Genomic DNA, 18,293 nt, shown 5'->3' on the forward strand with positions numbered 1-18,293 from the left:
GCGCGTCGCCGTGCGTGTTTGTAGAAAGCGTCTAATCTTCACTACCACTATTTTCTGGCCAAGTGCCAGCCGGCTTCAGACAGGACGTTCTGACTATGTCGATGATGGCGCGTTTCGCTGTACTTGCCCTGGCAGCGCTGCTGGGCGCTTGCTCAAGCCAGGCTCCGGCCCCGCGTGTGGTTGAACCCGCTGCTGCGGCGCCGCAAGTCTATTTCTCCCCGGTTGCCGAAGATGTACTGTTCCGAGCCTTGGGCCTGGTAGGTACGCCGTACCGTTGGGGCGGTAACACCCCGGACTCCGGATTCGATTGCAGCGGCCTGATCGGCTATGTTTATCGTGATGCTGCAGGCATTTCCCTGCCGCGCTCTACCCGTGAAATGATCGGTATTCGTGCACCGACCATCGACCGTAATGCGTTGCAGTCTGGCGATCTGGTGTTTTTTGCCACCAATGGTGGTTCAGAGGTCAGCCATGCGGGCATCTATGTCGGCGAAGGGCGTTTCGTCCATGCGCCTCGTACCGGTGGTACGGTGCGCCTGGACTACCTGGCCAACAGCTATTGGCAAAAGGCTTACCTGAACGCCAAGCGTGTCCTGCCGTCACCGCAGCCGGACCTGGCGCGCAACCCCTGATCTTGAGCGAGGTAGGCGATGACCGGTCAGACGCTCTACCTCGACGATGCCCTCTACCACTACCTGCAAGGTGTTTCACTGCGTGAAACGCCGCTGCTGGCGCGCTTGCGTGCCGAGACCCAGGCCTTACCCGAAGCGCGTTGGCAGGTTGCGCCCGAGCAGGGGCAGTTGCTTGCGTTGCTGATACGGTTGATTGGTGCTCGTCGAGTCATCGAAGTGGGCACGTTTACCGGTTACAGCGCCTTGTGCATGGCGCAGGCCATGGAGGCAGGGCATCTACTGTGTTGCGACCTGCCTGGCGATTACAACGCCACCGCCCAGCGCTACTGGCACGATGCCGGTGTTGCCGAGCGTATTGAGCTGCGGTTGGGCCCGGCCTTGCAAACCCTGGCGACACTGAGCGCAGAATCGTTCGACATGATCTTCATTGATGCCGACAAGGCCAATTACCCACGTTACCTGGAGGAAGCCTTGCGCTTGCTGCGGCCGGGTGGCTTGGTGGCTTTCGACAACACCCTGTGGAGTGGGCGCGTGCTTCAGGTCGTGCCAGACAGCGAAGACACCCGAGCCATCCAGGCGCTGAATGCCGCGTTGAGGGATGATCAGCGGGTGGATGTGTCGTTGTTGCCGCTGGGGGATGGGTTGACCCTGTGCCGCAAGCGTTGAGACGGCCGACTAGAGTGTCCTGCACCGTATTGATCTGCGGCAGCATGACAGCATTCATTGACGCTCCTTGCCCAACCCTCTAACCTTCGCGACTTGTTTCAGGTGCTCTGCAGTCATAGTGGCTGGCAGGGTGAAACAGGGAAGCCGGTGGGCGCTTGCAGCGCGATTCCGGCGCTGCCCCCGCAACGGTAGGTGAGTCAAGGCTACGCAGGGCCACGGGGTCAACGACCCTGGAAGGCGCGTTGCCAGGGTGTTCATAGCCCCGCTCACAAGCCCGGAGACCGGCCTGTTACAGCCAACGGCATCACGGAGGGTGATGCGCGGTACGCCGGCCCCTGGCCGCAGCCCTGCGCGTTTTCCGTGTGCTTTGTCCATTCATCTGTCGCGCCGCCTGGTGGCCTTCCAAACCCCAGCCCTTGCCGGTCGTTGTTGCTGACGATGACCTGTGCTGCCCGGCCGACAGTTGCCTGCGGAGACTACCGATGACCGAATCCACCGAGCGCGACGAACGCCACTTGGCGCGCATGCTGCGTAAAAAGGCAGTGATCGACGAGCGCATTGCCAATTCCCCCAACGAGTGCGGTTTGCTGCTGGTCCTGGGCGGTAATGGCAAGGGCAAGAGCAGTTCGGCATTTGGCATGCTCGCTCGCGCCATGGGCCACGGCATGCAGTGCGGTGTGGTGCAGTTCATCAAGGGCCGTAACAGTACCGGCGAAGAGCTGTTTTTCCGGCGTTTCCCTGAACAGGTGCGTTACCACGTCATGGGCGAGGGCTTTACCTGGGAAACCCAGGACCGGCAGCGCGATATTGCGGCAGCTGAAGCGGCTTGGGCCGTGACGCGCGAGTTGTTGCAGGACCCAGGTATCAGCCTGGTGGTGCTCGACGAGCTGAACATCGCCCTCAAGCACGGCTACCTCGACCTGGATCAGGTGCTCACCGACCTGCAGGCCCGACCGCCGATGCAGCATGTGATCGTCACTGGTCGCGGCGCCAAGCCAGAGCTGATCGAGCTGGCCGATACCGTCACCGAAATGGGCATGATCAAGCATGCGTTCCAAGCGGGTATTCGTGCCCAGAAAGGCATTGAGCTATGAGTGAAACCCGGCATTGCCCGGCGGTATTGATTGCTGCGCCGGCGTCCGGTCAGGGCAAGACCACGGTCACTGCGGCGTTGGCGCGGCTGCACCGCAATCAGGGCCGAAAGGTGCGGGTGTTCAAATGTGGCCCGGACTTTCTCGATCCAATGATCCTGGAGCGAGCCAGTGGCGCCCCGGTCTACCAGTTGGACCTGTGGATGATCGGCGCCGAGCAGAGCCGCCGCTTGCTGTGGGAAGCCGCGGCTGAAGCCGACGTGATTCTCATCGAGGGCGTGATGGGCCTGTTTGACGGTACGCCATCGAGTGCCGATCTGGCCCGGCACTTTGGCGTGCCCGTGCTGGCCGTGATCGATGGTACGGCCATGGCGCAAACCTTCGGTGCTTTGGCGTTGGGCCTGGCGCGCTATCAGCCCGACCTGCCATTTGCTGGCGTACTGGCTAACCGCGTCGGCTCATTGCGCCACGCACAACTTCTGGAGGGTAGCCTCACCGAGGGGCTGCGTTGGTATGGTGGCCTGTCACGGGAAACCGCCATCGAGTTGCCAAGTCGGCACTTGGGGCTGGTCCAGGCCAGTGAATTGAATGACCTTGACTTGCGTCTTGATGCCGCCGCCCAGGCACTGGGAGGTAGCTGCGAGTCGGCGTTGCCACCGAGCGTGGCATTTGCTGCTCCGCAACCGTACACGGTTGACGCGTTGCTGGCCGGCGTGCGGATTGCCGTGGCCCGTGACGAGGCTTTTGCCTTTACCTATGGCGCCAACCTCGATCTGCTCCGGGAGATGGGAGCACAATTGAGCTTTTTCTCGCCGCTGCATGACGCCCAACTGCCGGAGGCCGACAGCCTGTATTTACCGGGTGGCTATCCCGAGCTGCACCATCGGGCCTTGGCGGCCAACCTGCCCATGCTGACGGCTATTCGCGCCCATCATCAATTGGGCAAGCCCGTGTTGGCTGAGTGCGGCGGTATGCTTTATCTGCTTGATGCTCTCACCGATGTGGCAGGTGAGCGGGCCGAGTTGCTGGGTCTGTTGCCGGGTGAGGCTGTGATGCAAAAGCGTCTGGCGGCACTGGCACTGCAAAGCGTGGCGTTGCCGGAAGGCACGCTGCGCGGACACACCTACCACCATTCGTTGACCCAGACCGAATTGACCCCGATTGCACGTGGACAGAGCCCTAACGGTGGTCGCGGGGCTGAAGCTGTCTACCGTGCCGGGCGGCTGACGGCCTCCTACGTACATTTCTATTTTCCTTCCAACCCACAAGCGTCGGCGGCGCTATTGGCACCATGAGCGAACAAGCTTTCAGCGCAGACGAACGGGCGGCGGTTTATCGTGCGATCGCCGAGCGCCGTGATATGCGTCATTTCATCGGCGGCAAGGTGGCACCTGAGCTCCTGGCGCGCCTGCTTCAGGCCGCACACCAGGCGCCCAGCGTTGGCTTGATGCAGCCTTGGCGTTTTATCCGCATCACTGACCGGGGCTTGCGTCAGCGTATCCAGGCTGTTGTGGAGCAGGAGCGGGTGCGCACCGCCGAAGCGCTTGGCGAGCGCGCCGATGATTTCATGAAGCTCAAGGTCGAAGGTATCAGCGACTGTGCCGAGGTGCTGGTGGCGGCGTTGATGGACAAGCGCGAGGGGCATATTTTCGGCCGCCGTACCTTGCCCGAAATGGACTTGGCGTCACTTTCCTGCGCTATCCAGAACCTCTGGTTGGCAGCACGGGCCGAAGGCCTGGGGATGGGCTGGGTATCCCTGTTCGAACCACAGGCCCTGGCTGATCTGCTGGGTATGCCCGAGGGCGCCAAGCCGCTGGCGGTGCTCTGCCTGGGCCCGGTGGCGGCATTCTACCCTGCACCAATGCTTGAGCTGGAAGGCTGGACCAAGGCGCGTCCACTCGACGACATGCTGTATGAAAACCAATGGGGGGAGCGTTGATGAGTGTGGCCTTGCTGAGCGTGGCCGGTGTGGCGCTGGATGCGCTGCTGGGGGAGCCCGAACGTCGGCATCCGCTGGTCGCTTTCGGGCGTTTCGCCTCGCGCCTGGAGCAGCGCTTCAATGCCGGCGGACGCGGCTGGCGTAGCCATGGTGTGACGGCCTGGTTTCTTGCCGTGGTGCCGCTGACCCTGCTGGCTACGCTGTTGTCCTGGCTGCCCTATATCGGATGGCTGGTGGAAATCCTCGCCCTTTACTGTGCGCTGGGGCTGCGTAGCCTCGGCGAGCATGTCATGCCCGTGGCCGATGCCTTGCGTCGAGGTGATCTTGAAGAAGCGCGACGGCGAGTCGGCTTCCTGGTCAGTCGGGAGACGCGGGAACTGGACGAGACAGCAGTCGCCCGAGCCGCTACCGAGTCGGTGCTGGAAAACGGCAGCGATGCGGTGTTTGCTGCCTTGTTCTGGTTTGTGATTGCCGGCGCGCCGGGTGTGGTGCTGTATCGCCTGAGCAATACCCTGGATGCGATGTGGGGCTACCGCAACGAGCGCTTCGAGCGCTTCGGTTGGGCCGCGGCACGAATTGACGATGTACTCAACTATGTTCCGGCGCGGTTGGTGGCCCTGACCTACGCCGTGCTGGGCAAGACGCGCCTGGCGCTGCGTTGCTGGCGCCGTCAGGCCCCGCAATGGGACAGCCCGAATGCCGGGCCGGTGATGGCGTCCGGGGCTGGGGCGCTGGGCGTCGAGCTGGGCGGTGCAGCGGTCTATCATGGCGAGCTGCATGAGCGTGCCCAGTTGGGCGAAGGTCCGGCGGCCGATGCCGACGCTATCGAGCGTGGTTGGCAACTGGTGTGCCGGGGTATCTGGTTGTGGTTGCTGGTGTTGTGCCTGGGAGCAGCATTCTATGCTTGAACACGGGGGGCGCCTGCAGCGTGCGATCCAGCAGTACGGTATTGCTCAGGAACACTGGCTCGATCTGTCCAGTGGTATTGCGCCCTGGCCGTTCAGTGTACCGCCCATTCCGTTACGCGCCTGGGCGCGGCTGCCGGAGACTGACGATGGCCTGGAGCAGGCCGCCGCCGAATACTATGGCGTGACGCACCTGTTGCCGGTGGCGGGTTCCCAAGCCGCGATTCAGGCGCTACCGCGCCTGCGCCGGACGGGCAAGGTCGGTGTGCTGTCGCCCTGTTACGCCGAGCATGCAGAGGGCTGGCGACGTGCCGGGCATCGGGTGCGCGAGCTGGACGAGACGCAGGTCGATCACTACCTCGACAGCCTTGATGTACTGGTTGTGGTCAACCCCAACAATCCGACCGGACGTGTCGTGTCGCCAGAGCAACTGCTGAGCTGGCATGCGCGACTGGCCCTGCACGGTGGCTGGTTACTGGTTGACGAAGCGTTCATGGACAACACCCCCGCGCAGAGCATTACCGCTCACGCCGATCGCCCTGGACTGATTGTGTTGCGTTCGTTCGGCAAGTTCTTCGGGCTTGCCGGTGTGCGTCTGGGCTTTGTCGTGGCTGAGCGGCAGTTGCTGCAACTGTTGGCGGAGCAGCTTGGGCCTTGGGCTATCAGTGGACCAACCCGTGTATTGGGGCAGGCCTGCCTGCAGGACCGGGTCGCCCATCAGTTGCAGATCGAGCGCTGTGCCGATGCGAGCCGACGCCTGGCTCGTCTGCTGGAGTCTGTTGGCTTGCCTCCCAGTGGTGGCTGCGACCTGTTCCAGTACCTGGTGACTGAGCACGCTGCCCACATCCATGAGTTCATGGCGCGGCGGGGTATTTTGTTGCGCCTGTTCGAGCAACCGGCCAGTTTGCGCTTTGGTTTGCCCGATACGGAAGGCGATTGGCAGCGCCTGGGCCTCGCGCTGAATGACTACCGCAAGGAGCAGCCATGACCACCCTGATGGTGCAAGGCACCACGTCGGATGCAGGCAAGAGCACCCTGGTGACCGCGTTATGCCGCTGGTTGGCCCGCCAAGGTGTGGGTGTCGTACCGTTCAAGCCGCAGAACATGGCGCTCAACAGCGCGGTAACCGCCGACGGAGGCGAGATTGGCCGAGCCCAGGCGGTGCAGGCCCAAGCCGCAGGCCTCGTGCCGCATACCGACATGAACCCGGTACTGCTCAAGCCGAACAGTGATACCGGTGCCCAGGTTATCGTGCATGGGCGTGCCGTCACCCATATGAATGCCGTGGCGTATCACGACTACAAGGCCATTGCCATGCAGGCGGTACTGGTGTCGCACCAGCGGCTCAGTGAGGCCTATCCGGTGGTGATGGTTGAAGGTGCGGGCTCGCCAGCGGAAATAAACTTGCGTGCCGGTGACATTGCCAACATGGGCTTTGCCGAAGCGGTGGACTGCCCGGTGATCCTGATTGCCGACATCAATCGCGGCGGTGTCTTTGCGCACCTGGTCGGTACCCTGGAACTGCTGTCGCCCACTGAGCAGGCGCGGGTCAAAGGCTTTGTGATCAACCGATTTCGCGGCGACATCGCCTTGCTTCAGCCGGGGCTCGACTGGCTGGAGGCGCGCACCGGCAAGCCGGTATTGGGCGTGTTGCCCTATGTGATGGACTTGCACCTGGAGGCCGAGGACGGTCTCGATCAGCGTCAGGGTGACAAAGCGGCACAGGTGCTCAAGGTGATTGTGCCGGTCTTGCCGCGTATCAGTAACCATACCGATTTCGACCCGTTGCGCCTGCATCCCCAGGTTGACCTGCAGTTCATTGGTCCGGGCCAGGCGATCCCGCCAGCCGACCTGATTATCCTGCCAGGCTCCAAGAGCGTGCGCGGCGACCTGGCGCAATTGCGTGAGCGCGGTTGGGAAACGGCTATCGCGCGACACCTGCGCTATGGCGGCAAGGTGCTGGGCATTTGTGGTGGCTTGCAGATGCTCGGTCAGCGAGTGGACGATCCGCTGGGCCTGGAAGGTGACGCTGGTTCCAGCCCAGGCTTGGGCCTGCTGGACTTTGTCACCGAACTGGAAGCTGAGAAACAGCTGCGCAACGTTGTCGGGCATTTGTCGCTGGAGGACGCCGCTATCAGCGGTTATGAAATCCATGCCGGGGTCAGCCGTGGCCCGGCACTGGAACAGCCTGCCGTGTACCTGAGCGACGGCCGCTGCGACGGTGCGATCAGTGCCGATGGGCAAATCCTCTGTACCTACCTGCATGGCCTGTTCGAGTCACCCGCTTCCTGTACCGCGCTGTTGCGCTGGGCAGGGCTGGAGGACGTTGAACAGGTCGATTATCACGCCCTGCGTGAACTGGACATCGAACGCTTGGCCGACCTGGTCGAGCAGCATCTGGATACCCCTCGGTTGCGACAATTGTGTGGGCTGGACTGACATGCTTAATCTGATCCTCGGCGGTGCCCGCTCTGGCAAGAGCCGTCTGGCTGAACAGCGGGCGCAGCAGAGCGCCTTGCCGGTTACCTACATTGCTACCAGCGAGCCGCTGGATGGCGAAATGAATGCTCGGGTGCAACTGCACCGCGAGCGCCGTCCCGCTGAGTGGGGGCTGATTGAAGAGCCTCTGGCACTGGCCCGAACCTTGATCGGCAACGCATCGCCTGGGCGCTGTCTGTTGGTGGACTGCCTGACGCTCTGGCTGACCAACCTGCTCATGCTGGAGGACCCGCAGCGCTTGAACGATGAGCGCAACGCGTTGCTTGACTGTCTGCCCGATCTGCCGGGCGAGATCATTCTGGTGAGTAATGAAACCGGCCTGGGGGTTGTGCCCATGGGCGAACTGACCCGCCGTTATGTCGATGAAGCGGGCTGGCTGCATCAAGCCATTGCCGAACGTTGCCAGCGCGTGGTGTTGACCGTCGCTGGCCTGCCCCTCGTTTTGAAAGGACCTGCACTATGAGTCAGAACTGGTGGCAGAACCCCTGCCAGGCGCCAGATGAAGCGATCTACCAGCAAGCACTGGAGCGACAGCAACAATTGACCAAGCCGGCGGGTTCGCTGGGCCGTCTGGAGGCGTTGGCAGTGCAACTGGCCAGCCTGCAAGGGCGGCTCAAGCCGGACCTGGCGCAGGTCTGGATCACGATCTTTGCGGGTGATCACGGCGTTGTGGCGGAAGGTATCTCTGCATATCCGCAGGCCGTCACCGCACAAATGCTGCAGAACTTCGTCAATGGCGGAGCCGCGATCAGCGTCCTGGCACGGCAGCTGGACGCGCGCCTGGAAGTTGTTGACCTCGGTACGGCCACGCTGCAAGACGACCTGCCCGGCGTGCGACATGTGCGCATTGGCGCGGGCACCGCCAACTTCGCCGAGGTGCCGGCAATGACGGTTGAGCAGGGGTTGCTGGCCTTGCAGGCTGGGCGCGAGAGCGTCTTGCGGGCCGCAGCGAATGGCGCGCAGCTGTTTATCGGTGGTGAAATGGGCATTGGCAATACCACTGCTGCCAGTGCCTTGGCGTGCGCGCTGCTCGGCTGTGCGGCCAGCGACCTCAGCGGCCCGGGTACTGGTCTGGATGCTGCGGGTGTGCGGCACAAGGCCGAGGTCATCGAGCGAGCCCTTAAGCAGCATGCCGTTTCCGGTGATGACCCTCTGCAGGTTCTGCTTTGCTTCGGCGGCTTTGAGATCGCCGCGCTGGTGGGCGCCTACCTGGCCTGTGCCCAGGAAGGTATCGCCGTGCTGGTTGACGGATTCATCTGCACGGTCGCCGCGTTGCTGGCGGTTCGTCTGAACCCGCAGTCTCAACGCTGGCTGCTGTTTGGGCACCGTGGTGCCGAGCCTGGCCATCGCCTGGTATTGGCGCAACTGGATGCCGAACCGGTGCTTGAACTTGGATTGCGGTTGGGAGAGGGCAGTGGTGCTGCGCTAGCGGTGCCGCTGTTGCGCCTGGCCTGTGAGCTGCACGGGCAGATGGCGACCTTTGCCGAGGCGGCTGTGGCGGATCGTCCTGCATGATCATTGATCTGTTGCGTCATGGCGAAACCGAACAGGGTGGAGGCTTGCGTGGCAGCCTTGATGATGCCCTGACCGATCAGGGGTGGGCACAGATGCGGGCGGCGACCGCTAGTCGTGCGCCGTGGAAGCGGCTGATCAGCTCGCCACTGCAGCGCTGTGCGCGCTTTGCCGAGATGCTCTCCGGGCAACTGGGCGTGCCGTTGCAGTTGGAGCCGGAGCTGCAGGAGCTGCACTTTGGTGAGTGGGAAGGGCGCAGTGCGGCTGCGTTGATGGAAACCCATGCGCAGGAACTGGGTCAGTTCTGGGCTGATCCCTATGCATTCACCCCGCCCGGTGGCGAACCCGTGGAGGCGTTTGAGGCGCGGGTGCTGCGTGCCTTGGCACGCTTGCAGCAGCGATATGTGGGTGAGCATCTGTTGCTGGTCACTCACGGTGGGGTGATGCGGCTGTTGCTGGCGCGGGCCCGGGGCTTGCCGCGTGAGCAACTGCTGCAGGTCGAGGTTGGGCATGGGGCGCTGGTGCGGCTGGTGCTGGATGTTGATGGGCAATGGCGAGAGCCACGCTGATGTTGCCGTTCTGGATTGCCTTGCAGTTCCTCAGCAGCCTGCCGGTGCGCTTGCCGGGTATGCCGACGGCTGAGCAAATGGGGCGTTCGTTGCTGTTCTACCCTTTGGTAGGGCTATTGTTCGGCGTGTTGCTGTGGGGGTGTGACAGTCTCTTGGGCGCAAGCCCGTTGCTGCTGCATGCGGCATTGTTGCTTGCGCTCTGGGTGTTGCTCAGTGGTGCGCTGCATCTGGACGGGTTGGCCGACAGTGCTGACGCATGGCTGGGAGGCTTTGGTGATCGTGAGCGAACCCTGACGATCATGAAGGACCCACGCAGCGGTCCAATTGCCGTGGTCACCCTGATTCTGGTGTTGCTGCTGAAGTTCACTGCGTTGTTGGCGCTGGTTCAGGCTGGACAGAGCATGGCGTTGCTGCTGGCACCACTGATCGGGCGAGCGGCCATGCTTGGGTTGTTCCTCTGTACGCCCTATGTACGTGCTGGCGGGCTGGGTCAGGCCTTGGCCCAACACCTGCCGCGACGTGCAGGGTGTATGGTCCTGGTGCTCAGTGGCCTGGCCTGCGTGCTGCTGGCAGGCAAGCAGGGTGCGCTGGCATTGTTGCTGGCAGCTGTCGTGTTTTTTTGGCTGCGCGGCTTGATGGTGCGCCGATTGGGCGGCACCACGGGCGACACGGCTGGCGCCTTGCTGGAACTGTTGGAGCTGGCGGTACTGGTCGGCCTGGCGTTGTAGCGATTGGGACCTGCCATTGGCAGGTGATCGCGCCATGTTCTGCATTAATGCTTGTGTTGAAGAAGATGCGGGTATATACACGTACCATGTTGACCAGCCAATGCCTCTGTACCCATTTGCGTCGCGCTGCCCGTGGGGTGAGCCGACGTTACGACGAAGCCCTTGAAGGCTTCGGCATCAACGTTGCCCAGTTTTCCTTGCTTCGCCATTTGCAACGCCTCGACCGTCCGAGCATCTCCAGCCTGGCTGAAGCCATGGGGCTTGATCGCAGCACGTTGGGGCGCAACCTGCGTGTGCTGGAGGCCGATGGTTTGGTGGCACTGGCTGAAGGCGATGACTTGCGTAACCGTCTTGTGCTGCTGACCGAGCAGGGTAAGGCGCGTCTTTCTGCTGCAGAACCTGCCTGGGAGCAGGCTCAGTTGAAGATGGTGACGGCGTTGGGTGAAGCGCAGCGCGACGAATTGGTGCGCTTGCTGAAGCAATTGGCATGAAACATTACCCCAAACGCGGGTATATACCCGTGTAACCTTGCGGCAGTCAGGAGACAATAATAATGACCACGGTATGGCGAACGAGCGGCTGGATACTCTTGGGCGCAGCCCTGATCTTGGCGTTATCGCTGGGTATACGGCACGGTTTTGGCCTGTTCCTGGCGCCAATGAGCGCCGAGTTCGGGTGGGGGCGTGAGGTTTTTGCGTTTGCCATCGCCCTGCAGAACCTTATCTGGGGCCTGGCCCAGCCCTTTGCGGGTGCCTTGGCTGACCGCCTGGGTGCCGCCCGGGTAGTGATGATCGGCGGCATCCTCTATGCCGTTGGCCTGCTCATGATGGGTATGGCCGATTCGCCCCTGTCGCTGTCTCTCAGCGCTGGCCTGTTGATTGGCATTGGCCTCTCAGGTACCTCGTTCTCCGTGATCCTCGGGGTGGTGGGGCGTGCGGTGCCGGCAGAAAAGCGCAGTGTTGCCATGGGTATTGCCAGTGCTGCAGGCTCGTTTGGTCAGTTTGCGATGCTGCCCGGTACGCTGAGCCTGATTGGCTGGCTCGGCTGGTCAGCGGCACTGCTGGTACTGGGGCTGCTGGTCGCGTTGATCGTGCCGCTGGTGGGCATGCTGCGCGACCGCCCATTGCCGAGTCACGCAGATGAGCAGACCTTGGGCGAAGCCTTGCGCGAGGCCTGTTCCCACTCGGGGTTCTGGTTGCTGGCCCTGGGCTTTTTTGTCTGCGGTTTTCAGGTGGTGTTCATCGGCGTGCACTTGCCGGCCTACCTGGTTGACCAGCACCTGCCTGCCACCATCGGTACCACGGTGCTGGCGCTGGTGGGCTTGTTCAATATTTTCGGTACCTACACGGCGGGTTGGCTTGGTGGGCGGATGTCCAAGCCGCGCTTGTTGACCGCGCTCTACCTGTTGCGTGCGGTTGTGATCGTGTTGTTCCTTTGGGCGCCGGTCTCGGCGGTCAGTGCCTATCTGTTTGGTATCGCCATGGGCGTGCTCTGGTTGTCCACCGTTCCCTTGACCAATGGCACTGTCGCCACCTTGTTCGGTGTGCGAAATCTGTCGATGCTGGGTGGAATTGTTTTCCTCTTCCATCAGTTAGGCGCGTTCTTGGGTGGCTGGCTGGGCGGGGTGGTGTATGACCGCACGGGTAACTACGACCTGGTCTGGCAGATCGCGATTCTTCTCAGTGTGCTGGCCGCGGCGCTCAATTGGCCTGTGCGCGAGCGTCCGGTCGCGCGGTTGCAAGCGCAGGTGGGTGCGGCGTGAGTGGCCAGGCGTTGCGCTGGCTTGCGTTGGCGGGAGGCCTGCTGGTGCTTGGGTTGGCGTGGTGGGGCTGGCATCGGGGTGGGCTGGCGCTGATGCAATTGGGCATGGGCGTTTGCTAGGCGTATTCTGATCGTCTGGAGTCTATTCATGGGAGAGGCATGATGCGCACACGCTGGTTGTGGATTCCGCTGTTGACGCTTGTTTCCGGTGCAGCTGCCGTTGCCGGCCAATGCCCTGACTTGTTGCAAGGTGAACTGCCCAAGTTGCGCGCCAAGGAGCAGATCAACCTCTGTGAACAGTTTGCCGGGAAGCCGCTGGTGGTGGTCAATACCGCCAGCTATTGCGGCTTCGCGCCGCAATTTGAAGGCCTTGAGGCGGTTTACAAGGCGTATCACGAGCAAGGTCTGGAAATGCTCGGTGTGCCCTCCAATGATTTCAAGCAGGAAGCTGCCAATAGCGTCGAGACAGCCAAGGTGTGTTACGCCAACTACGGCGTGACCTTCACCATGACCGAACCGCAGGCCGTGCGTGGTGATGACGCTACGCACCTGTTTCGGGAGCTGGCGCGTCAGAGCAGTGCGCCGAAGTGGAACTTCTACAAATATGTTGTGGACCGTCAGGGGCATGTCGTGGCCAGTTTCTCCAGCCTCACCAAGCCGGATGACCCGCAATTCAAGGCGGCCATCGACAAGGCCATCGCTTCACCGCCCTGAGCGCTTCAGTGCGGGGCATGCACTGTCAGGGCCACCAGCTTGATCACAATCGGGCGTACGACGAGTACGCAGGCAAATGCCACGGGCATTGCCAGTTGGTAGGCCTTGAGCACGTGGCCGAGGTAATCGTCATGAATGCCGCTGTTGGCGGCGGTAATGACGAAGCACATCAGCAGGGCCATGATGCCTGACATGTAGAACGCAAATACATAAGGGGTGGCGCGCACGCCGAGCTTCAGGCGGCGCTGGGTGTTCGTTGTGCTCATGTTGGCTCCTTGAAAGGTATGGGTGACAGCCTAACAAGCTTGGGTAGGGGGAGGTAGACGGCGCCTGCTTAGGTCTTTATAAAGAAAAAATTACGAATAGCGGACGCAAGCATGAACCTGCTGGGCTCAATCAGGAGCTTTATCAAAGTGGTCGAAGCGGGCAGCATCGCTGCGGGTGCCCGTACCTTGGGGCTCAGTGCTGCTGCAGTCAGCCAGAACATTGCTCGGTTGGAAAAACACTTGCAGGTGCGCCTGTTGTCGCGCACCACGCGCAGTATGGTCTTGACTGCAGCCGGAAGTATTTATTACGAGAAGGTCAAACACATCGAGCGTGATCTTGAGCATGCTCAGGTGGCAATCACTGCGCCGGATGCCGAGCCGCACGGGCGGCTGTGCATTGCCTCGTCGTCGGCCTTTGCCCGCCATGTGCTAGCGCGTCTGATTCCGGCGTTCAGTGCCCGTTACCCCAGGCTGTCGATAGAAATCGTGACCAGTGACAGGCGTGTCAATCATGCTCAGGAAGGGGTGGATGTCAGTGTCCGCATCACCCCGCAGCTGGAAGACGGTCTGCTCGCACGGCACATCGCCCAAGTGCCCTTCATCTGTTGTGCGTCACCGGCTTACCTGGCAACTGCCGGGTGGCCGGCAGCACCGGAAGAACTCAAGCAGCACCGCTGTCTGGTATTTCGCTATCCGGTCGAAGGGCGCTTTCTGCCTTGGGGGTTTGTGCGTGAGGGGCTGCGTTTCGATGTCGAGTTCGGCAACGTGTTGATCAGTGACGACATTGATGTGCTGGCTCAGATGGCCGCGCAGGGAGGCGGTATCACACGTTTGGCCGAGTTTGTGGCGCGCCCCTACCTGGCGCGTGGCGAGTTGGTGCCGTTGTTCAAGTATTCCCAAGCGAGTCGGGCCTACGCTCAAACCGAGCCGATGGATGTCTACCTGTGTGTAGCTGACCGCTTTGCCCTGACACCCAAGGTGCGTGCCTTCATGGATTATGTGCAGCAGGCCCTGGACGACTACCGGGTGCCGGCAGGGCAAGCCTAGAAACGCAAACGCCCCGAACCGGTCGGGGCGTTTGCGTTGCGTGGGCGGCATACCCCGCATGCATGAGATCAGAAACGGTAGGTGAGGGATGCACCAACACCGTGTGCGCTGTTCTCGTACTTGGCGTTGTAGGTGCCTTTGAAGTGCGCAGGGTCCAAGCTGGACTGATTGACTGTGGTGTCTTCTTCCATCAGGTAGGAGTAGGCGACGTCGATGGTCATGTCGTCGCTTGGGCTCCAGCCTGCGCCAAGGCTGAACACCCGGCGGTCGCCGGTGGGAATGCGTGGCGAACGGTTGACGTTGTTGGTTGGCGACTGGTCAACGGTGAAACCTGCGCGCAGGGTCCATTCCTTGTTCACTTTGTAGGCCGCACCGATGGCATATGCCCACGTGTCGTGCCAGTTCTGTTCTTCGCTGATCTGCCCCAGGCTTGGCGCCAGGGGAGCCGGAACGCCTTCGTTGTTGGCGGTGATGGCTTCCAGGCGGCTCCAGCGGGTCCAGGTGCTGCCCGCGTAGAGGGTCCAATTGTCGTCCAGTTCGTGGGTGAGCGAGAAGTCCACCGATTCTGGCGTCTTGATTTTCAGCGAAGCGTCGTACTTGCTGCCGCTGAACGGGCCGAATCCGGTACCGTTGATCTCGGTGTCGCCTTTGAGCTTGTAATCGACCATCGAGTGGTAAGTCAGGCCAAGACGGGTGCGGTCGGTAGCCTGAACCAGGATGCCGATGTTGTAGCCTACGGCGGTGTCGTCGCCAGAGATTTTTACCCTGCCGTCGTTGGTGCCGGGGCTTGCGCGGTTCACCGTAGCAGACTCCAGGGTGCCATCAATGCGGTTGATGGTCGGGCCAAAACCGATGGAAACCTTGTCGTTGAAGGCATAGCTGACCGTCGGCTGCAGGGTGATGACCCGTACTTCGCTCTTGCTGCCGAAGTAGCGGCCGGCAAAGCTGTTTTCATAGTCGGTGAGCAGGCCGAAAGGTACGTACATGCCCAGGCCGAATGCCCAGTGTTCGTCGATAGGTTTGACGTAATAGCCCATGGGCACGCCAACTACCGGGACCATGTCTCCGTTGCTGGTGCCGCCAAAGGTACCTGTGCCTTCGATATCGGACCGTGCGATGACGGCTGCGCCGCCAACGGTCACTTGTTCGCGCTTGAGGCGCGACATGCCGGCAGGGTTGCCAAATACGGTGCTGGCATCATCGGCAGAAGAAGAGCGACCCGCAAAACCAGTTCCCATGCTGCTGATGCTTTGTTCGTTAAGAGCAAAGCCGCTGGCGAACAGTTGAGTGGACGCGAGCGTGACAGCGAGACCTAGCGACTTTTTGAGTATTGCTTTTTTCATTATTAGAACTCCTTGGGATCACCGGTTCGCAAATTACCAACATTTTGTCCGTCGCGCTACAGGGTATATCAAGGGAGATCGCGCGTTTTTGTAGGACAATCTGACCAAAATTCCTTTTTTTCGTTGCGAGGGCAAGGGGCTCTCAGCAGGCTTGAAGGTGCTCCGGATCGATGCAGATGTGCCACGCCTGAGTGAAGTCGCGCAGGCGGCCTTGAGGTTGGAAGATCTGGCGCCAGATGCGCGCCAGGCCGAGTACGTCGTCGGCGGCTGGCAATTGCGGGCTTTGTTCTTCGATCAACATCCAGGCGATGGCGGTGGCGTAGCGCAAGTTGACGGTCAGTTCCAGGTGAGGGCCGGCGAGGAATGCGTGCTGGCTGGCTAGGCCGCGGATCAGGCTGGCCAGTTCGGGGTCGCGGGCGAGGAAACGATCCCAGAGCGATTGATGGCGTGGCTCGGAAATTCGATACAGGCCATGGCCGCGACGATCGTGAAGGGCGTCGCCAAGCCTGGATTGACTGGCCGCTATGCCCAGTAACAGTGCTTCTGCGCTGGCGCAATGGCGATTCAGGTAGAGCAGCGTGGGGCGGATCACGTGCTGGCTTAATTCGCTCGCGGCGATACCCATAATGCCCTCGTGCTTGAAGGTGGCCGGCGGGGCGCTGGAGCTTGGCAGCTGGAGAGTCGGTCAGGCCCGCCGGAAGCGGTCCGTGCCGCTTGAGTTGAAGTGTAGTGTCATATTCGTGGTGTAAAGAGCTGTTTTTAAATCATTTCTGGTTCGTGGTTATAGCGTATATGCACTTGGGTGCTTAGCGGGTGTGCGTGTAGAGGGCAAAAAAAAGCCCCGCGGCAAGGGCGGGGCTTGGGGCGCATTGCGTAACGTCGTGTTACGCAACCATCGACTGGCGTGCGCGGTCAATGACCGCTTGCAGCGGTTCGGCGCCGGTGTACTGATCTGGGTACAGCCGTTCGCTGTGTTGAGCGATACCGTGTTCATCGACCAGGGTGAAGCTGAAGCTGCCCTTGCGCGAAGCGAGGATCAAGCAGTTCAGGGGGGCAAATGCCTGGCTTAGGGTGCGAATCGCAGCCTGAGTATGGGTGCTATGTTTCATCATTATTGGAAGTTCCTGCAAAAGACACGGCAACGGAGCCGTGTACGCTTTAAACGTTCCAGTAACGCCTGGCTTTAGGCCGGTGCGAAGAACCTGACTGGAACAGGGCAGCCAGTTTGTAGCGCATTATCATGTGGCGCTTGGGCTGACTGGTAGGTACTTAGAAGGCAGGCAACACGCCAGGGTCAAGGTTCTTGGACGCTGGGTGAGAGAAATACTGCTCAATCTGCAGGTTGGTTCATGCAAACAAGGAAACTTGTGGGCGAACCATCGAGTGGCCGGTCCTGGTTTCAGCAGGGCGCTCTATCTATTGAAGTGAGCTATGCCTGCAAGGACCACTTTGGCCTGAATTGACTTTCAGCTTGGTACTAACGGTTGCAAGACTACCGTGCCAAATGCTGTTTGGCAAGCGTTGTTGTCTTCTTTCTGGCTAGCCGCACAGTATCTCTGCTTTTTGGCCCTCTGTGAAGCCTGTAAACCGGGGGTGAGCTAAATCTGTGCAAGGGGTTGCCATTCTTTGGGGCGGTTGTACACACATCGAGCGGGCGCTGTCACGGTGTTGCAACAGGTGTTCGGTGGCCAGCCAATGACTCGCTCTCTGAGACAAGTCAATGAAAAAAAACACTTTTTTTAGCTGGTGAAAAAATCGACAGTTTGACTGAAGCCCACATTCCATGGGGCTTTGCGGGGAGTGAAGGGGGGTTGTCCACCGAGTTATCCACAGCTTCTGTGGATTGTCCCGAGCGCTTGCTCTAGGACGGGCGTTCCAGCTTTTTGTCCTTTTTCGACAATCCGGGCTGGTGGTGGATCGTGTGAAATATTCCCACAAATGCGTCAAGAAAAAATGTGCGTATCGGGCGAAAAAAAACGCTCGGTCCGGTTGCTCCATTGCTGAAGAAAAGGAGTAGAGTGGCGCGCCTTTCGAGTTGCCTCCATCGTTTTTATGAAGTTTCGCAGTAAAGTCCCCGCGTCCAGCCTTGTCCAAATGCCTCTTCCCGAACCACGGCGACTGTCGTTGAAGGTTGCCCTGTGGTTGCTCGACAGCCCGCGCCTTGGTGATAACCGCAACATCAAGCACATTGCGGGTCGCCTGCTCAAGCAACCCGCTCGCCAGGGCGTCGTGGTTGCTCAAAGTCGCTTGGGGCAAATGCTTTGCCGCGACTGTGGCAATGCGCGTGATCGGCGAATCGGTCACGCGCTTTTGCGCCAGGCAGCCCGTGCCGGTGACCGCCACGCACAGCTGGAGTATGGCCGGCTCTGCGCCCAGCCCCGGTTCAACGAGCCTGAACAGGCCCGCTACTGGCTGGAGCAGGCGGCTGGCCAAGGCTCGCAGGAGGCCGCGCGCTTGCTCAAGCAATTGCTGGAACGCTAAGTACAGCGTGCTGCCGGGGCTGTTAAGCTGGGGCGGTTTTTCCTTGGGAGATGGCTATGGCGGTGGATCTGACCAGTATTCTGTTGGGCGTATTGGCGGCTGCGCTGCCATGTTTGGGCCTGGTTCTGCAGATGCAGCGG

22 protein-coding genes and 1 riboswitch are annotated in these 18,293 nt (G+C 61.1%); of the genes, 18 read left to right on the forward strand and 4 right to left on the reverse strand.

Annotated elements, in window-relative coordinates:
- The first annotated feature begins 95 nt into the window (after positions 1–95).
- The 16 genes from IE038_RS19780 (at position 96) to IE038_RS19850 (ending at position 13,016) form a co-directional block, all read left to right on the forward strand.
- Positions 96–632, forward strand: coding sequence for a C40 family peptidase (locus tag IE038_RS19780; protein ID WP_163937949.1), 537 nt, complete (start codon positions 96–98; stop codon positions 630–632).
- Between the two features lie 18 nt (positions 633–650).
- Positions 651–1,298, forward strand: coding sequence for an O-methyltransferase (locus IE038_RS19785; protein ID WP_163937946.1), 648 nt, complete (start codon positions 651–653; stop codon positions 1,296–1,298).
- An 83-nt stretch (positions 1,299–1,381) separates the two neighbouring features.
- Positions 1,382–1,602, forward strand: a riboswitch (cobalamin riboswitch).
- Positions 1,603–1,780: 178 nt separating this feature from the next.
- Positions 1,781–2,392, forward strand: a complete 612-nt coding sequence (cobO, locus tag IE038_RS19790; protein ID WP_163937943.1) for a cob(I)yrinic acid a,c-diamide adenosyltransferase — start codon at positions 1,781–1,783, stop codon at positions 2,390–2,392.
- Entirely contained in the window at positions 2,389–3,684 is a 1,296-nt protein-coding gene (locus IE038_RS19795; RefSeq protein ID WP_163937940.1) for a cobyrinic acid a,c-diamide synthase CobB, read from the forward strand. Before cobO ends, IE038_RS19795 begins: the two co-directional genes overlap by 4 nt.
- Positions 3,681–4,328 carry a 5,6-dimethylbenzimidazole synthase gene (gene bluB / locus IE038_RS19800; RefSeq protein WP_163937937.1) on the forward strand — a complete coding sequence of 216 codons (648 nt, stop codon included), beginning with the start codon at positions 3,681–3,683 and terminating at the stop codon, positions 4,326–4,328. Before IE038_RS19795 ends, bluB begins: the two co-directional genes overlap by 4 nt.
- The gene (gene cbiB / locus IE038_RS19805; RefSeq protein WP_163937934.1) at positions 4,328–5,236 is read left to right on the forward strand and encodes an adenosylcobinamide-phosphate synthase CbiB; all 909 of its coding nucleotides are present in this window, start codon (positions 4,328–4,330) and stop codon (positions 5,234–5,236) included. The genes bluB and cbiB overlap by 1 nt, the downstream gene beginning before the upstream one ends.
- Complete coding sequence (gene cobD, locus IE038_RS19810) at positions 5,229–6,221, forward strand: threonine-phosphate decarboxylase CobD (protein ID WP_163937931.1); 993 nt, start codon at positions 5,229–5,231, stop codon at positions 6,219–6,221. Before cbiB ends, cobD begins: the two co-directional genes overlap by 8 nt.
- Positions 6,218–7,672: a cobyric acid synthase gene (locus tag IE038_RS19815; RefSeq protein ID WP_189396167.1), complete on the forward strand. Its 1,455-nt coding sequence runs from the start codon at positions 6,218–6,220 to the stop codon at positions 7,670–7,672. The genes cobD and IE038_RS19815 overlap by 4 nt, the downstream gene beginning before the upstream one ends.
- A 1-nt stretch (position 7,673) precedes the next feature.
- Complete coding sequence (gene cobU / locus IE038_RS19820) at positions 7,674–8,195, forward strand: bifunctional adenosylcobinamide kinase/adenosylcobinamide-phosphate guanylyltransferase (RefSeq protein ID WP_163937929.1); 522 nt, start codon at positions 7,674–7,676, stop codon at positions 8,193–8,195.
- Entirely contained in the window at positions 8,192–9,247 is a 1,056-nt protein-coding gene (gene cobT, locus IE038_RS19825; protein WP_163937926.1) for a nicotinate-nucleotide--dimethylbenzimidazole phosphoribosyltransferase, read from the forward strand. The genes cobU and cobT overlap by 4 nt, the downstream gene beginning before the upstream one ends.
- Positions 9,244–9,813, forward strand: coding sequence for an alpha-ribazole phosphatase (cobC, locus tag IE038_RS19830; RefSeq protein WP_163937923.1), 570 nt, complete (start codon positions 9,244–9,246; stop codon positions 9,811–9,813). The genes cobT and cobC overlap by 4 nt, the downstream gene beginning before the upstream one ends.
- Positions 9,813–10,541, forward strand: coding sequence for an adenosylcobinamide-GDP ribazoletransferase (locus tag IE038_RS19835; RefSeq protein ID WP_163937966.1), 729 nt, complete (start codon positions 9,813–9,815; stop codon positions 10,539–10,541). Before cobC ends, IE038_RS19835 begins: the two co-directional genes overlap by 1 nt.
- An 86-nt stretch (positions 10,542–10,627) precedes the next feature.
- Positions 10,628–11,032 carry a MarR family winged helix-turn-helix transcriptional regulator gene (locus IE038_RS19840; RefSeq protein ID WP_163937920.1) on the forward strand — a complete coding sequence of 135 codons (405 nt, stop codon included), beginning with the start codon at positions 10,628–10,630 and terminating at the stop codon, positions 11,030–11,032.
- Between the two features lie 62 nt (positions 11,033–11,094).
- A complete protein-coding gene (locus IE038_RS19845) occupies positions 11,095–12,303 on the forward strand; it encodes an MFS transporter (RefSeq protein ID WP_163937917.1) in 1,209 nt (402 codons plus the stop codon).
- The gene (locus IE038_RS24710; protein ID WP_268244586.1) at positions 12,300–12,422 is read left to right on the forward strand and encodes a hypothetical protein; all 123 of its coding nucleotides are present in this window, start codon (positions 12,300–12,302) and stop codon (positions 12,420–12,422) included. Before IE038_RS19845 ends, IE038_RS24710 begins: the two co-directional genes overlap by 4 nt.
- Positions 12,423–12,464: 42 nt before the next feature.
- Entirely contained in the window at positions 12,465–13,016 is a 552-nt protein-coding gene (locus tag IE038_RS19850; RefSeq protein ID WP_163937963.1) for a glutathione peroxidase, read from the forward strand.
- Between the two features lie 5 nt (positions 13,017–13,021).
- On the opposite strand, the gene IE038_RS19855 is transcribed toward IE038_RS19850, so the two are convergent.
- Positions 13,022–13,282, reverse strand: a complete 261-nt coding sequence (locus IE038_RS19855) for a DUF2798 domain-containing protein (RefSeq protein ID WP_163937914.1) — start codon at positions 13,280–13,282, stop codon at positions 13,022–13,024.
- A gap of 111 nt (positions 13,283–13,393) precedes the next feature.
- On the opposite strand from IE038_RS19855, the gene IE038_RS19860 reads away from it, so the two are divergent.
- Positions 13,394–14,329: a LysR family transcriptional regulator gene (locus IE038_RS19860; RefSeq protein ID WP_163937911.1), complete on the forward strand. Its 936-nt coding sequence runs from the start codon at positions 13,394–13,396 to the stop codon at positions 14,327–14,329.
- A 68-nt stretch (positions 14,330–14,397) separates the two neighbouring features.
- Here IE038_RS19860 and IE038_RS19865 read toward each other — a convergent pair whose 3' ends face one another.
- The 3 genes from IE038_RS19865 to IE038_RS19875 form a co-directional block, all read right to left on the reverse strand.
- Positions 14,398–15,672, reverse strand: a complete 1,275-nt coding sequence (locus IE038_RS19865) for an OmpP1/FadL family transporter (protein ID WP_163937908.1) — start codon at positions 15,670–15,672, stop codon at positions 14,398–14,400.
- A gap of 142 nt (positions 15,673–15,814) precedes the next feature.
- Positions 15,815–16,297, reverse strand: a complete 483-nt coding sequence (locus IE038_RS19870; protein ID WP_163937905.1) for a hypothetical protein — start codon at positions 16,295–16,297, stop codon at positions 15,815–15,817.
- Between the two features lie 259 nt (positions 16,298–16,556).
- Positions 16,557–16,781 (reverse strand): hypothetical protein, encoded by a 225-nt coding sequence (locus IE038_RS19875; RefSeq protein WP_163937960.1) that lies wholly within the window; start codon positions 16,779–16,781, stop codon positions 16,557–16,559.
- A 943-nt stretch (positions 16,782–17,724) separates the two neighbouring features.
- Between IE038_RS19875 and IE038_RS19880 the strand changes: the two genes are divergently transcribed.
- Positions 17,725–18,153, forward strand: coding sequence for a tetratricopeptide repeat protein (locus IE038_RS19880; protein WP_163937902.1), 429 nt, complete (start codon positions 17,725–17,727; stop codon positions 18,151–18,153).
- The last annotated feature ends 140 nt before the right edge of the window (positions 18,154–18,293 follow it).

The sequence above is a fragment of the Pseudomonas laurentiana genome (assembly GCF_014648275.1).
GTDB lineage: Bacteria > Pseudomonadota > Gammaproteobacteria > Pseudomonadales > Pseudomonadaceae > Aquipseudomonas > Aquipseudomonas laurentiana.